A 15,115-nucleotide genomic window follows, 5' to 3' on the forward strand; every position below is an offset into this window, starting at 1 on the left:
CGACCGTTCAGGCATACAGCGCCGGCTTTTCGACGGCCGTCGTCAGTTCTCGCCAGCGATGACAACTCACCACATGACGCTGGCCAACCTGTTCGGTCACGGGTTGAGTTTGCGTACAAACGGCTCTCGCATGCGGGCAACGGTCGGCGAACGCGCAGCCCGGCGGCAAGCGGGAAAGATCCGGCGGCGAACCGGGAATGCAGTGCAGCGCGTCGCCTTTTTTCAAGCCGTCTTTGGGACGGCTGCCCAGCAGCACCTGGGTATAGGGATGGCGAGGACGGGACAAAATATCCGTCATCGAGGCCTCTTCGACGATCCGCCCGGCGTACATCACCGCCACCCGGTCGGCTATCTCCACCGCGGCGCCAATATCATGAGTCACAAAGATAATCGCCAGGTCGCGCTGCTTTTGCTGTTCGCGCAGCAGGATCAGAATCTGGATCTGCACCGTGGCGTCCAGCGCGGTCGTCGGTTCATCCGCCAGCAGCAGCTGGGGATTACACGACAGCGCCAGGGCAATCATCGCCCGCTGACGCATCCCGCCGGACATCTCATGCGGATAGGCGTCCAGCCGCCGTTCCGGGCTGGGGATCCGCACCTGGCGCAGCGCTTCCAGCGCCCGTTCTTTTGCCGCCTGACGCGATAGCCCTTCGTGGCGACGCAACCCTTCGACGATCTGCTGACCGACGGTATACACCGGGTCAAACGCCAACAGCGGCTCCTGGAAAATCATCGCGCAGCGGGCGCCGCGATAGGCCCGCAGCCGGGAAGCGCTCATCTTCAGCACCTCCTCATCGCCGACGCGTAGCGTCCCCGAGAGCACGCTGCTTGTTGGCGGATGCAGGCGCATCAGCGCCCTCAACGTGACGCTTTTACCGGACCCCGACTCACCGATCAGCGCCATCACTTCGCCTTTATGGACATCAAAAGAGACGCCGTTAACCGCATTCACCGTCTGGCCATCGCGGCGAAATTCCACCCGCAGATCGCGAATATGGACAAAAGCCTCATGCGACATGACTCACCTCCTGAATGGCGATGTTCTGATGCCAGGGCGACGACGGTTGGGCCATCAGGCAGGCGCTTTGATGCCCCTCGCCGACGCTTTCGAGCTTCGGTTTCACCTCGGAGCACACCGCTCTGGCGTGCGGACAGCGGGTATGAAACCGACAGCCCGCAGGCGGTGATATCGGGCTCGGCGGATCGCCGTTCAGTGGCGAGGTCAGGGTGCGGTTTTGCGGGTCCATCGATGGCATCGAGCTGAGCAATGCGCGGGTATAAGGATGAGCGGAGCGGGTAAACAACTGTTCCGCCGGCCCAATTTCCACCACCTCGCCGAGATACATCACCAGAATGCGATCCGACAACCAGCGCACCACGTGCAGATCGTGGCTGATAAACACATAGGTCAGCTCAAGGGTGCGCTTGAGCTCCTGCAACAGCTGCAGAACCTGCGCCTCTACCGATTTATCCAGCGCCGACACCGCCTCGTCGAGAATCACCAGCCGCGGCTTCATTGCCAGAGCGCGGGCGATGTTGACGCGCTGACGCTGGCCGCCGGAGAGCGCATGTGGATAGCGGTGAGCAAAACGTTCGGGTTCGAGGCCAACGTGGGCCAGCAGATAGCGCGCATATTCGCTGGCATCTTTGGCGCTCACTCCGTGTACGCGCTGGCCGAAAGCGATACTCTCCTCCATCGTCATACGCGGATTGAGCGAAGCATAGCTATCCTGAAACACCATCTGTACCTGACGACGATACTCTTTCATCGGCAGGCGCGAGGAGCCCACCGTCAGGCCATCAAAGATCAGCTCGCCGCTGTCCTGATTAAGCAGCTGCATCAGCAGGCGCGCCGTCGTCGATTTGCCGCAGCCGGACTCCCCTACCACGCCCAGCGTTTCACCTTTCATCACCGTAAAGCTGACGTTATCCACCGCCTGCACCACTTCACGGCTTTTTGCGCCACCGGCACGAAAATACTTCAACAGCTGATTGACCTTCAGCAGCGGCTGAGCCGGGCCGCCAAGGTCGATATTGATAAAAGGTTGCATCGTTACTCCTTAATCGCCATCGCCGTGCGCAGGCGGTCAGCGAGGATGTTGAACGAAATGGAGGTGATAAAAATCATCAGTCCCGGCAGGGCCGCCACCCACGGCTGGGTGTAGATGGCCGTGCGTAAGGTGTTGAGCATCAATCCCCATTCTGGCTCCGGCGGCCGCACGCCCAGGCCAAGAAAAGAGAGGCCGGAGGCGAGGATCATGCACACCGAAATCAGGCCGGTGGAGAAGACAAAAATCGGCCCCAGCACGTTGCCGAGGACCTGGACGCGAATAATGGTAAAGGCGCTGGCCCCGGTAGCGCGGGCGGCCTCGATATAGTCCATATGGCGGACCTGGGCGGTGACGCTTTCCGCAATCCGCGCCACCTGCGGCACGAACACCAGCGTCAGCGACAGCAGCGCATTGCCAATCCCCGCCCCCAGCGCGCCGGAGAGCGCAATCGCCAGCAGCACTGAAGGGAAAGCGTAAAACACGTCGACGGTGCGCATAATCAGGGTATTGGTTTTCCCCCCCGTATAGCCGGCGATAATGCCGATGGCGCCGCCGATGAAAAAGGCGAACACCACCGGAACAATGCCCATAAACAGCGACAGCCGGGCGCCGAGAATCAGGCGCGACAGCATATCGCGGCCGAGTTCATCAGAACCCAGTACAAAGCCGTCGCTGCCGATAGGTTTAAGGCGTAAAAACATCGAGGTCTGATAAGGGTCTTTGACTATCAGCCACGGGCCAAACAGCGCCAGCGCCAGCAGCAGCAAAATGATGGCGCCGACGATCAGGCCGCCGGGATCGCGCAGCAGGCGGCGAAACACGCCGCGCCAGTAGCCCTGCCGGGCAGCCAGAACCGGAGAAACCGGCGCCATTTTCGTCGTCGCGGTATCCACCATAGTCAGCTCCTCTTAATTCGCGGATCGAGGGTGGTTTGCAGAATATCCACCAGCAGATTGAGCAGCACAAAAAACAGCGCCAGCACCCAGATAGTTCCCTGTAGCAACGGCAGGTCGCGCTGGAAAATCGCCGTATTCAGCAGCAGACCGGTCCCCGGCCAGGAGAAGACCGTTTCAACGAGAATCGAGCCGCCCATCAAATACCCCACCTGCAGCCCCATCACCGCCAGCGCGGTCGGCGCGGCGTTTTTCACCACGTGAAGGAAGATGCGCGATTCGTTCAGCCCGCGGGCGCGCAGGCCGACGATAAACTCCTGACTAAGAATGTCCGCCACCTGCGAACGCACGGTGCGGGCGATAATCCCGGTCGGGATCACCGACAGCGTAATCGCCGGCAGCAGCATGAACTGCAGATGCTCCCGGTCCCACTGCCAGCCAATCTCGCCAATCGGTCCGCCGCCGGTGGCCGGCAGCAGGGAGAATTTGACGCTGAAGACGATGACCAGCAGCATTCCCAGCCAGTAATGCGGCACGCTGACGCCGAAAACCGACAGCAGTGACGCCAGGCGGTCAACGATGCTGTTACGAAAATAGCCGGCGACAAAACCAAACAGGCTGCCCAGCACAAAGCCGATAATGGTTGCCAGCAGCGCCAGACGCAGCGAATAGCTGACCGCCGTCAGCACTTCGCCCAGCACCGGCCGGCCCGTCGCCACCGACATGCCCAAATCCCCATGCAGCGCCCGCCATAGCCAGTGCACGAACTGCAGCGGCAGCGGTTTATCAAAGCCATAGGCCTGCATTAATGTCTGGCGCAGCGCCTCGGAGGCATCCGGCGGCATCACCGAGACCAGCGGGTCGCCCGGGGCGATCTGCACCAGCATAAAACAGATCAGCGCCACGCCGAGCATCGTCGGGATGGCCAGCAGAATGCGGTATAGCAGCGTATTGATCATCTGTTCCCCCTGTGCGGTTACTCTTTCTTACTCACCAGGCTGAGATCGATAAACCAGCTTTGTGGCTGGACCACCCCGGTCACCGCAGGCGATATGGCGCGCGGCCCGACGTCATGGGCGACAAACAGGAACGGCACCTGATCCACCAGCGCCGCGTGCAGCTCTCCGGCGGCTTTATCCATCTCCGCCGGGGTAAAGGCGTGCTTCACCGCCGTCGCCAGCTTTTCCGTCTCCGGCGTCGAGAAGTAGCCCCAGTTGGTGGCGACCGGCGGGAAAGCTTTGGCGGTCGAGAAGCGGATCAGGCCGAAGTAAGGATCGTTGACCGCGGCGCTGACGTTGATCGCATCGATCCCCTTCGCCGAGGGATCTTTTGCCCCCAGACGCCAGTTGGTAAACAGGGTGTTCCATTCCGTCACTTTGATATCGACATTGAAGAAGCAGCTTTTCAGGCTCTGCTGGATATATTCATTCATCGGCAGCGGCTGCATCTGCCCGGAGCCGGAAGCGGAAGTCGCCACCGTGACGTGCAGCGGTTTTGCGGCGCTAAATCCGGCCTCGGTCATCAGTTTACGGGCGCTGTCCGGGTCGTATTTGATCTGGAAAGTGGGTTTGCCGTGCCACGGACTGTCGGCTTCATAGACACCGGTCGCTTCGGTCATGTAGCCGCCGAGATAGCTTTTGAGTTCGGCGCGGTTAAGGCACAGGTTGGCGGCTTTGCGCACGCGAATATCTTTCCACGGCGAGCCTTCTGCAAAGGAGAACTGCCACGGCCACAGGTGCGGCTGGGTGTTGGCGTAGATTTTAAACCCCTGGGCTTTAATCTGATCGACAGAATCCGGCGCCGGGGCTTCAATCCAGTCCACCTGTTTTGACAGCAGCGCGGCGGTACGAGCATTGGCCTCCGGCAGCGGGATCAGCACCACTTTATCGACCCGCGGAATGCGCGCTTTATTCCAGTAATCCGGGTTTTTATCGAGAATCAGCTGCTGGCGCGGAACCAGTTTTTCCATTTTAAAGGGACCGCTGCCCACCGCCTGAGCGGCGAACGCCGTCCACGCCTGCTTGCTGCGGGCCGCCGCATCGCCGATGCTGGCCGGCACCGCGTCATACTGTTTTTGCCAGGCCGTCGGCGAGACAATAAACAGGTTGGTGATGTTGTACGGCAGCAGTGCATCCGGCTCGGAGGTGGTCAGCGCGACCGTATATTGATCGATTTTTTCCGCGCCGATCAGCGTCGGCATACGGGACAGCGTGTTGCCAATCTGCCCCGGCGCATATTGCGGCGCAGCTTTGTTCAGCACCTTATCGACGTTCCAGACGATAGCGTCGGCGTTCACCTCGCTGCCATCATGAAACTTCACGCCGGGTCGCAGGGTAAAAATCCAGCGACTTTGATTCTGCGGGTCAACGTGCCACTCCGTCGCCAGGCCCGGAACCAGGCCACTGGGCTTTTCGCCCTGCGAAAGATCCCACTCGACCAGGGCATCGTACAGCGGGATACCGGTGAAGCGGTTGCCTTCATATCCTTGATCGGGCTGCCCAAGCGTCAGGGGGATATCGGCGGCGGTCATGGCGATCCGCAGAGTAGAGGCACTGGACTGCAGGGAGGCAAAGAGCGCCAGCGCGCCGCTGACAGCAACGGCAAGATGACGTTTGCGCAAAAGTACGGTGTTATTTAGCATCACATTGTCCCTGTTAAATAAAAGTCGTTATTTAACAGGCAAGATGCATACCAGTTTATCAGTGCGAAAAATAAGTATGAAAGCGCTTATAAAATAAGAGCAACCTATTATATCCAAATGATTTTAATTGAAAAAATAAACAACTCTTATCTTTACGCACCACCAGAGTGAAAGTGGTTGCACAATTGCACCAGCCTGTTTATTGCCGCACGGGCGAAGCCGGATAATCACTTAGCCTCACGTTTTATAAAATAAATTCATCATTTCCGCGCGGTTATCAGCCCGCAGCGAAGCCATCTATACTTCGTTTATCGCGCTAATCAGGGAGTCACCATGCCGCTACCCGACTTTCACCGCTCCGCCCCCTTCACCCTCGGGATTGAACTGGAGCTTCAGGTGGTCAATCCGCCTGGCTACGACCTGAGCCAGGACTCCTCGCTGCTTATCGACGACGTGAAGAGCGGGCTGAGCGTCGGTGAGGCTAAACATGACATCACCGAAAGCATGCTGGAAATCGCCACCGGAGTTTGTCGCGATATCCACCAGGCCTCGACGCAGCTGGGCGCCATCCAGCAAGCGGTTTTACGCGCGGCCGCCCGGCACCATCTGCAAATCTGCGGCGGCGGCACCCACCCTTTCCAGACCTGGCAGCGCCAGCAAATCAGCGATAATCCGCGCTATCTGAAAACCGTGGAGCACTTCGGCTATCTGGCGCAGCAGGCCACGATATTCGGCCAGCACGTCCATGTTGGCTGCCAGAACGGCGATGATGCGATTTATCTTTTGCATGGGCTGTCGCGCTTCGTTCCGCATTGTATTGCGCTGAATGCGGCCTCGCCGTGGCTCGACGGTGCCGACAGCGGTTTTGCCTGTTCGCGTCTGAATCTGTTCGCCGCGTATCCTGACAACGGGCCGATGCCGTGGGTCAACAGCTGGCAGGAGTTTACCCGCCTGTTCCGGCGTCTCAGCTATACCAGCATGATCGACAGTATGAAGGATCTGCACTGGGATATTCGCCCCAGCCCCCGTTTTGGCACCGTCGAAGTACGGGTGATGGATACCCCGCTCACTCGCGCGCAGGCCATCAATGCCGCCGGATTCATCCAGACTCTCGCCTGCTGGCTGCTGACGGAGAGGCCGTTTAAACCGCACCCCGATGACTATCTGCTGTACCCTTTTAACCGCTACCAGGCCTGTCGCTACGGGCTGGAGGGCATTAATACCGATGTGCACAGCGGCGAGCAGCGCCAGCTTCGCGAGGAGATTTTACAGCTGATCCCCCGCCTCATGCCCTACGCCGATCGCCTCAATGCCGCCAGCGCCCTTGAGGCGATCGGGCGCCAGCTGCAGCAGGAGAAGAGCGAAGCCCGGCAGATGCGTGAGTTTGTCGCCGGCGGCGGCTCGCTGATCGGTCTGGTGCAAAAGCACTGCGAAATCTGGGCGGCATAGTCCGGCAAAAAGGTATACTGCGGCCAATATTGATTTCGCCGCCCCGCCTCTTCCTGCGGCATACCTGGAACGTTCTCATGACTTTTCGCCTCCTGCCGCTGCTGCCAGCGCTGCTGCTTCCCCTCTCCGCGTTGGCCAGCGGAAAATGCACCCTCACCGACCCGTCGCTGACGCTACAAAGCTATAGCGTCAATCCGCAGCGCGAGCGCATCGCGATGTACTGGAAAAAAACGGATGGCGAGGCCTTCGGATCGCTGCGGGCGCTGCTGGCGGATATCAATCAGGATGGGCGCGTGCAGATGGCGATGAACGGCGGTATTTACGCCAGGAGCTACGCGCCGCTGGGGCTGTATATCGAAAAGGGGGTGCAGAAGGTTCCGCTTAATCGCGCTTCCGGCGGCGGCAACTTTTTTATCCGCCCCGGCGGGGTATTTTATCTGCAAGGCGAGCGGGCGAGAATCGTCAGTATCGACAAATTTAAGCCGACGCCGGGTATTGATTACGCCGTACAGTCCGGCCCAATGCTGATTGAAAACGGCACAATAAACTGGCGCCTGAAGCCGTCTGCCGGCTCACGCAAGCTGCGCAATGGCGTCGGTATCACCCGGCAGGGCCAGGTGATTTTTATGCTCAGCGATCGCGAAACCAACTTCTACGATTTCGCCTGCTACGCGCAGTCAAAGCTCAACGTGCGGCAGATGCTCTATCTCGACGGCACCATTTCAAAGATGTACCGACAAGGCGGCAGCATACCGTGGCAGTATCACCCGTTCGTCACCATGATTGCGGTGGAGACGAAACAGTAAATGAACCCGGCCCGGTCAGAGCCCCGGGCCGCGGCGTCAATGTCTGACTCCGGACCGCACAACGCCAGCCACGGAGCGCCTACATCCGGCGATGGCCCCACTCGCGTAAACGCTGGAACAGCACGAACAGCGACGGAATAAACACAATCCCGATCGCCGTCGCCACCAGCATGCCGCTGAACACCGTGGTGCCGATAATCCGGCGACTCTGCGCCCCGGCGCCGGTGGCCAGCATCATCGGCATAATACCGATAATAAAGGAGACGGCGGTCATCAACACCGCCCGAAAACGCCGGGTGGCCCCCTCGCGGGCAGCATCCACAACCGACATCCCCTCTTCCCGTCTGGCCCGGGCAAACTCGACGATTAATATCGCGTTTTTCGCCGCCAGCGCGATTAACAACACCAGCCCTATCTGCACATACACATCGTTGGCATAGCCGGCTATCCATAGCCACAGCAGCGCCCCGGCGATAGCGAACAGCACCGACAGCATCACGCTGGCCGGCAACGTCCAGCTTTCATACTGGGCGACGAGGAACAACCACGCCATCGCCACCGCCGCCAGGACTATCCAGATGGCCTGGTTGCCGGTCTGCTGCTCCTGCCAGGAGATGCCGCTCCACGCGTAATCATACCCCTGCGGCAAATTCGTCAGCAGAATGTGCTCCATCACCGCCATCGCCGTGCGGCTGCTGACGCCCTGCGCCGCGGAGCCGCTCACCGACACCGACGGGAACTGGTTGTACTGCTGAATAAACGGCGCGCCGACGGTGGGGGTCACGGTCACCAGATTACTCAGTCGAATCCGCTCGCCGTGATGACTTCGCACGTACAGCTCGCCGATCTGTTCCGCCCGCTCGCGCCACTGCATCTCGTTTTGCACCACCACCGGGTAGACGCGATTGTTGATGCTGAAATCTCCGGCGCGCGTCCCGCCAAACGCCGTTTGCAGACTATTGAAGATCCGCGATACCGGCACATCCAGCCGCGACGCCTGGTCACGGTCGACCTTGAGCGTCAGCTGCGGCACGTTGCTACTCCAGGTGGTGAACACCTGGCTCAGCTGCGGATGCTGGTTCGCCATCCGCAGCACCTGCCGCGTTACCTGCTCCAGCTCGGCTGAGGATTGCCCGGCCTGTGCCAGGATGCGTAAATTGAACCCGGACGCATTGCCCAGTCCCGGCAACGTGGGCGGCGCAAAGGCCATAATGGTCGCCTCCGGCAGGCCCATCAGCTGCCCCTGCAATTTGCCCATCACCTCATTCAGCGGCGGCCGCTGATGCCACTCTTTCAGCATCACCGAGATAAAGCCGCCGTTGGAGGCGCTGGTACCGTTGAGAATATTAAAGCCGGACACCTGAATCACATCCTCAACCGCAGAATTGGCCAGCAGCAGCTCGCGCGCCTGGGCCATCACCGCTTCGGTACGCTCCAGCGACGCCGCCTCCGGCAGCTGTACGCTGGCAAAGAAATAGCCCTGATCCTCCTGCGGCAGAAAGCCTTTCGGCATCTGGCTAAAGCTGAAGGCCACCAGACCGGCGGCGGCGAGCGTCGCCACCAGCGCCAGCCACAGACGACGGTTCATCCATTCGACCAGCGCACCGTAGCCGTCACGCAGCGTCGCCAGGGCGCAGTTAAAAGCCCGCCAGATGGCGGCAGGCTGCGCGGGACGCGGGCGCAGCAGCAGCGCGCACAGCGCAGGCGTCAGGGTGAGCGCGACGATGCTCGACACCGTCACCGCCGTCGACAGCGTGACGGCAAACTGGCGATACAGCTCACCGACAATCCCCGGCAGGAGCGCCACCGGAACAAACACCGCCAGCAGCACCAGCGTTGTGGCGATCACCGGCCCGGCGATTTGCCGTAGCGCCAGCGCGGTCGCCTCCGCGCGCCCCACGCCTTCGGCGAGATGGGTTTCTACGCTCTCGACCACCACGATGGCATCATCGACCACCATGGTCAGGGCGAGAATAATGGCGAATAAACTCAGCGTATTGGCGCTATAGCCCAGCAGATAAAGCACGGCAAAGCTGCCAATCAGCGACACCGGGATCGCCAGAGTGACAATCAGCGTGGCCCGCCAGCTTTGCAGAAACAGCGATACCACCGCCACCACCGCCAGCAGGGTCAGCGCCAGCGAAACGCCAATCTCTTTAATCGTCGCCGCCACAAAGCGCGTCGTATCGAACTTCACCTCCCAGGTCAGATCCGCCGGAAAGCGGCTGTGCAGGCGGGTCAGTTCGGCGCGCACCGCATTGGCGACCTGCAGGGCGTTGGCGGTTGGCGTCGGATAGATACCGAGATAGGCGGAGTCTTTGCCGTTCAGCTGCGCGCCGGAACTGTAGCTGCGCGCCCCCAGTTCAATAGTGGCCACTTCGGCGAGGCGAACCAGCTGACCGTGTTCCCCGCTGCGGATCGCTATCTGGCTGAAGCTTTCCGCATCGCTCAAGCGGCCGATGCCGTTGATGGTCAGCGTCTGCTGCTGACCGTTGAACACCGGCGGCGTGCCTACCTGCCCCGCCGCCCCCTGCACGTTCTGCTCCCGCAGCGCCTGAGCGATATCGTCGGTCGTCACATTCAGCGCGTTCATGCGATCGGGGCGCAGCCAGACGCGCATGCTGTAATCACGGGCGCCGAACATCTGCACTTCGCCGACGCCCGGCAGACGGGCCAGCGCCTCGCGCACCTGGGTGCTGGCGTAGTTGCTGACGAACAGCGGAGAGAGCGTCTCCAGCGGCGAGTACAGGCTGACGCCCATCAGCAGGTTGCTCGCCCGCTTGCGCACCTGTACGCCGTTCTGCTGTGCATCGACGGGGAGTTGCGCCACCGCCTGCGATACCCGGTTTTGCACGTCAATCGCCGCCAAATCGGCATCGGTGCCTGCCGCAAAGGTCAGGCTCAGGCTGTAGCTACCGTCATCGGAACTGGTGGACTCCATATACAACATATGGTCAACGCCGTTGAGCTGGGTCTCCAGCGGCGCAGCGATAGCCTCGGCGACGTCCGCCGCGCTGGCCCCCGGCCAGCTGGCGCTGACGTTGACCACCGGCGGCGTAATCTGCGGATATTGCTCCACCGGAATCAGCTTCAGCGATACCGCGCCGATAAAGGTCAGCAGCAGCGCGATCACCATCGCAAAACGCGGGCGACGAATAAAAAACGTCAGCATCCCTTCTCCTTCCTTATTTCAGCAACTGAACGGCTGCGCCGTCATGCAGACGCTGCGCGCCGTCGGTCACCACGCGCTCGCCCGCTTGCAGACCGTTCGCCACAACAAACTGCTGCCCCTGCTGGCCGCCCGATGTCAAACGGCGCAGCGCAACGGTGTTACGTTCCGTCACCACCCAGCTATAAAACCCCTGCGCATCCTGCTGGACGGCGGCAACCGGGATCATCAGACTCTCCTGCGCCTGTCGCGGGCGAAGAATGACCGGCACGTTGCCGCCCGGCAGCAGGCGATGCTGCGGATTGGCGAATTCGGCGCGCAGCACTACGCTGGCGGTGCGGGTATCAATCCGGTTATCGACCGAGGTCAACACCCCGTCTTCCCGCCTGCCGTCGGGTTCAATCTGCGCCAGCCACGCCTGCTTCAGCGCGCCGATATCGGCATGCTGCCCGGCTTTACTGTAAAAGGCGGCTTCATCTAAGGCGAAAGAGACGCGAATCGGGTCGAGCTGGACGATATCCACCAGCATGCCGCTGGTCGGCCCCACCAGGCTGCCGACGTGAAAGCGGCTGTGGCCAATGCGTCCGCTGACCGGGGAGTCGATGCGCGTATACTCCAGCGTAATTTGCTGCGTGGTGACGCGCGCCTTCGCCTGCTCCACGGCGGCGGCGGCCACATCGCGCTGCATCCGGGCGTTATCGACATCGTTGCGGCTGATGGAGTGATTGTTTTTCAGCTGTTGATAGCGGGTCAGCAGCTGCTGGGCCTGACGCAGCGAAGCCTGCGCGCTTTTCAGCTCGGCCTCGGCCAGCGCCAGCGCAGCCCGGGGTTGGGCATCATCGAGGGTGAACAGCCGATCGCCTTTCCTGACGTACTGCCCGTCCTGAAAGTGGCGCTGCACAATGGTTCCCTCCGTGCGCGCGCGGATCTCCACGTCATGAATCGCTTCAATACGGCCGGGAAGCGGACGTTCAGCCACATGCGGCAGCAGCTGAACGACGGTCGCGCGTACCGGGATGGCGGGCGCGGCGGTGGCCGTCAGGGCGCAGCCTGCCAGGCCAAAGGTCAGGAAGACCAGGCGCAAAATGTTTCTCATCAGGATTCCTTGCTGGCGGTGCGGCGTCCCTCCCCTGAACGGAGAGGGACGCCGGGCGGATCAGGCGGTTTTACGTAACGGGCGGGTCAGACGCTTCTCGACTTCCACCACCAGGAACATCACGATGGCAATCGCCAGGGTGATAAACCAGTAGCGCAGCGGCAGCGACTCGGTGCCAAACATCGTCTGCATAAACGGCAGGTAGATAATCGCCAGCTGCAGGAGCAGCAGCACGCCGCTGACCAGCCAGATGCCTTTGTTGCGCAGCAGGCCGGTATTTAATGAGAAGCCCTCGCTACGGCGGCAGTTAATCATGTACACCCACTGCGCGGTCACCAGCATCTGTAACAGCACGGTGCGGATAAACTCGGCGCTATGGCCGCGCGGCGCCAGCCAGGCTTCAAGAATAAAGGCGGCGACGGCAATCATGGTTCCGACGAAGGCGACGCGCCAGATGGCAAAGCCATCCATGACGTGCTGGCCGGTTTTCCGCGGCGGACGGTTCATGACGTTGCGCTCCGCGGCTTCGAAAGCGAGACCGAAAGAGAGCGTGGCGGAGGTCGCCATGTTCATCCACAGAATCAACACCGGCGTCAGCGGAATAATGTTCCCCGCCAGCAGAGCAATGATAATCAGCAGCCCCTGCGCCAGGTTAGTGGGCATAATAAACAGAATCGTTTTCTTCAGGTTGTCGTAGACGCGACGCCCCTCTTTCACCGAGCTGGCAATGGTGGCGAAGTTGTCGTCCGTCAGCACCATGTCGGCCGCCTCTTTGGTGACTTCAGTGCCTTTGATCCCCATCGCAATACCGACGTCGGCCTGACGCAGCGCCGGGGCATCGTTTACGCCGTCACCGGTCATGCCGACGACTTCTCCGGTATCCTGCAGCGCTTTGACCAGCCGCAGCTTATGCTCCGGACTGGTACGGGCAAAAATGTCGTACTCCACGGCGGCTTTCGCCAGTTCGCCATCATCCATGTGCTCCAGCTGATAGCCGGTCATCGCCTGATGGCTGTTGGTGATCCCCAGCATCTGGCCGATGCTCATTGCCGTCTGCGGGTGATCGCCGGTGATCATTTTCACGCGGATCCCTGCGGTCTGGCAGGCGTGAATCGCATCAATGGCCTCCGGACGTGGCGGATCCATCATCCCGGCGATGCCGAGGAACACCAGACCCTCGCGCAGATCGTCGTGGGTCAGCGTCGTGCTGCCGGCCCGCGCCGGTTTACAGGCGGCGGCAACCATGCGCAGCCCCTGGCTGGCGAAGCGAGAGATCTCATCCTCCCAGTACTGGCGATCGAACGGCGCCGTGCCCTGCCTGGTCATCTGCTCGCGGCACATCGCGAAAATCACATCCGGGGCGCCGGTGATCAGCACGCGCTCAGCAGTGTCGATTCTCTGCTGCGTCGCCATGTACTTATACTGTGAATCAAACGGAATTTTGGCAATCAGCTGCGTCGCAACCGACGGCAGCTTTGCCTTCGCCGCCAGCACTTTTAACGCCCCTTCGGTCGGTCCGCCGGTGATGCCCCACAGGCCGCGCGCATCCTGCACCAGTTGGCTATCGTTGCACAGGTCAATGGTGCGCAGATACGTTTCCAGCACGCTTCCGGCATGAACCTGTACCGGCTCATCGCTGCCTTCCAGATAGATATTGCCCTGTGGCTCATAGCTGTCCCCCTCAACCCGGTAGCAGCAGTCGGCCGTGATAATCGCTTTGACCGTCATTTCATTCATGGTCAGCGTTCCGGTTTTATCCGAACAGACCACGGTCATCGCGCCCAGCGTTTCTACCGTCGGGAGCTTGCGAATAATGGCGTGTTTGCGCGCCATCGCCTGCACCCCGAGGGAGAGAATGATCGAGATAATCGCCGGCAGACCTTCCGGGACCGCCGCGACGGCCAGGCTAATCAGGGAGAGCAGCAGCTCCCCCATGGGGATATCACGCAGGGCCAGGCTGAAGACGAACAGCGCCGCCATCATGGCGAGGATAATGACGAAAATGGCTTTACCCAGCTTATCCATCTGTACCAGCAGCGGCGTGCGATGCTTCTCGATACCGGCCATCATCTGGTTGATGTGCCCAAGCTCCGTATCCTGCCCGGTCGCCGTCACGACGCCGACGCCACCGCCGGCGCTGATGGTGGTACCGGAAAACACCATGTTGGTCCGGTCGCCCAGCGGCAGCTCGCCTTGTAGCGCATCGGTGATTTTATCCACCACCGTTGATTCGCCGGTCAGGATCGCCTCTTCTACGCGCAGGTTATGGGTTTCGATAAGGCGCATATCCGCCGGAACGCGGTCACCCGCCCGCAGAATAACGATATCTCCCGGCACCAGGTCGCGAGTGGGCAGGGTTTCGTGTTTACCATTGCGCTGCACCCGGGCGTTGCTGGAGAGCATATTGCGGATCCCCTGCAGGGATTTCTCGGCGTTGCTCTCCTGCACGTGGCCGATCAGGGCGTTAATGACCGTGACGCCGAGGATAACCAGGGTATCGACCCAGTGCCCCATCACCGCCGTCAGCGCCGCCGCGGCCAGCAGGACGAAAATCAGCACGTCGTTAAAGTGGGCCAGGAAACGCAGCCAGGCCGGCTTGCTTTTCTTTTCCGGCAGCGCGTTAGGGCCAAAGGAGGCCAGGCGCTCCGCAGCCTCGGCGGAGCGCAATCCCTCGGCGCGACTGTTTTTCTGCGCCAGTACCTGTTCAACGGTCTGCCGGTAGGCTGGCTGCGGTGCAGTGTCTCCCGCAGGAGGCGAATTATGGGGGTGATAGATTTTGGTCAAATTAAATTTTCCTTATAAATTCCGTTATTCGGAAAGCCTGAAATCATTTCTGGCCAATGAATAAATATGATTTTATATAGCGCGATAAAAGTTGATCCAGGACAATTTACAACCCCTCGCAAAATTTAAAATCCGTGATAAGTTAATTCTTCAAACAACTATTACAGAATATTAATAAACATATATTAAACGAGGTCAATTATGTTTGGAATCTACCGCGGACGCC

10 protein-coding genes are annotated in these 15,115 nt (G+C 60.5%); 2 read left to right on the forward strand and 8 right to left on the reverse strand.

Annotated features, from left to right (window positions below):
- Positions 1–7 precede the first annotated feature (7 nt).
- Genes BV390_RS13235 through BV390_RS13255 form a run of 5 tightly spaced genes read right to left on the reverse strand, consistent with a single transcriptional unit; the run spans position 8 to position 5,585 of the window.
- On the reverse strand, positions 8–1,018 hold the full coding sequence (locus tag BV390_RS13235; protein ID WP_032689013.1) for an ABC transporter ATP-binding protein: 1,011 nt from the start codon (positions 1,016–1,018) through the stop codon (positions 8–10).
- Positions 1,008–2,051: an ABC transporter ATP-binding protein gene (locus BV390_RS13240; RefSeq protein ID WP_032689015.1), complete on the reverse strand. Its 1,044-nt coding sequence runs from the start codon at positions 2,049–2,051 to the stop codon at positions 1,008–1,010. Before BV390_RS13240 ends, BV390_RS13235 begins: the two co-directional genes overlap by 11 nt.
- A gap of 2 nt (positions 2,052–2,053) precedes the next feature.
- Entirely contained in the window at positions 2,054–2,947 is an 894-nt protein-coding gene (locus BV390_RS13245; protein ID WP_032689017.1) for an ABC transporter permease, read from the reverse strand.
- Positions 2,948–2,949: 2 nt separating this feature from the next.
- A complete protein-coding gene (locus BV390_RS13250; protein WP_004859222.1) occupies positions 2,950–3,903 on the reverse strand; it encodes an ABC transporter permease in 954 nt (317 codons plus the stop codon).
- 17 nt (positions 3,904–3,920) lie between these two features.
- A complete protein-coding gene (locus tag BV390_RS13255; RefSeq protein WP_032696449.1) occupies positions 3,921–5,585 on the reverse strand; it encodes an ABC transporter substrate-binding protein in 1,665 nt (554 codons plus the stop codon).
- A 333-nt stretch (positions 5,586–5,918) separates the two neighbouring features.
- Here BV390_RS13255 and BV390_RS13260 point away from each other — a divergent pair, with 333 nt between their 5' ends.
- A complete protein-coding gene (locus tag BV390_RS13260; protein WP_085397010.1) occupies positions 5,919–7,034 on the forward strand; it encodes a YbdK family carboxylate-amine ligase in 1,116 nt (371 codons plus the stop codon).
- Positions 7,035–7,111: 77 nt separating this feature from the next.
- Positions 7,112–7,840 (forward strand): phosphodiester glycosidase family protein, encoded by a 729-nt coding sequence (locus BV390_RS13265; RefSeq protein ID WP_032696451.1) that lies wholly within the window; start codon positions 7,112–7,114, stop codon positions 7,838–7,840.
- 79 nt (positions 7,841–7,919) lie between these two features.
- On the opposite strand, the gene BV390_RS13270 is transcribed toward BV390_RS13265, so the two are convergent.
- The 3 genes from BV390_RS13270 to BV390_RS13280 are packed head-to-tail and all read right to left on the reverse strand — an operon-like array spanning position 7,920 to position 14,889.
- A complete protein-coding gene (locus BV390_RS13270; RefSeq protein ID WP_047664314.1) occupies positions 7,920–11,012 on the reverse strand; it encodes an efflux RND transporter permease subunit in 3,093 nt (1,030 codons plus the stop codon).
- A gap of 13 nt (positions 11,013–11,025) precedes the next feature.
- Positions 11,026–12,105, reverse strand: coding sequence for an efflux RND transporter periplasmic adaptor subunit (locus BV390_RS13275; protein WP_032696453.1), 1,080 nt, complete (start codon positions 12,103–12,105; stop codon positions 11,026–11,028).
- A gap of 60 nt (positions 12,106–12,165) precedes the next feature.
- On the reverse strand, positions 12,166–14,889 hold the full coding sequence (locus tag BV390_RS13280) for a cation-transporting P-type ATPase (protein WP_046852980.1): 2,724 nt from the start codon (positions 14,887–14,889) through the stop codon (positions 12,166–12,168).
- Positions 14,890–15,115: the final 226 nt, after the last annotated feature.

It is taken from the genome of Klebsiella sp. YJ (assembly GCF_002108615.1).
In the GTDB taxonomy this organism is placed as follows: domain Bacteria; phylum Pseudomonadota; class Gammaproteobacteria; order Enterobacterales; family Enterobacteriaceae; genus Klebsiella; species Klebsiella planticola.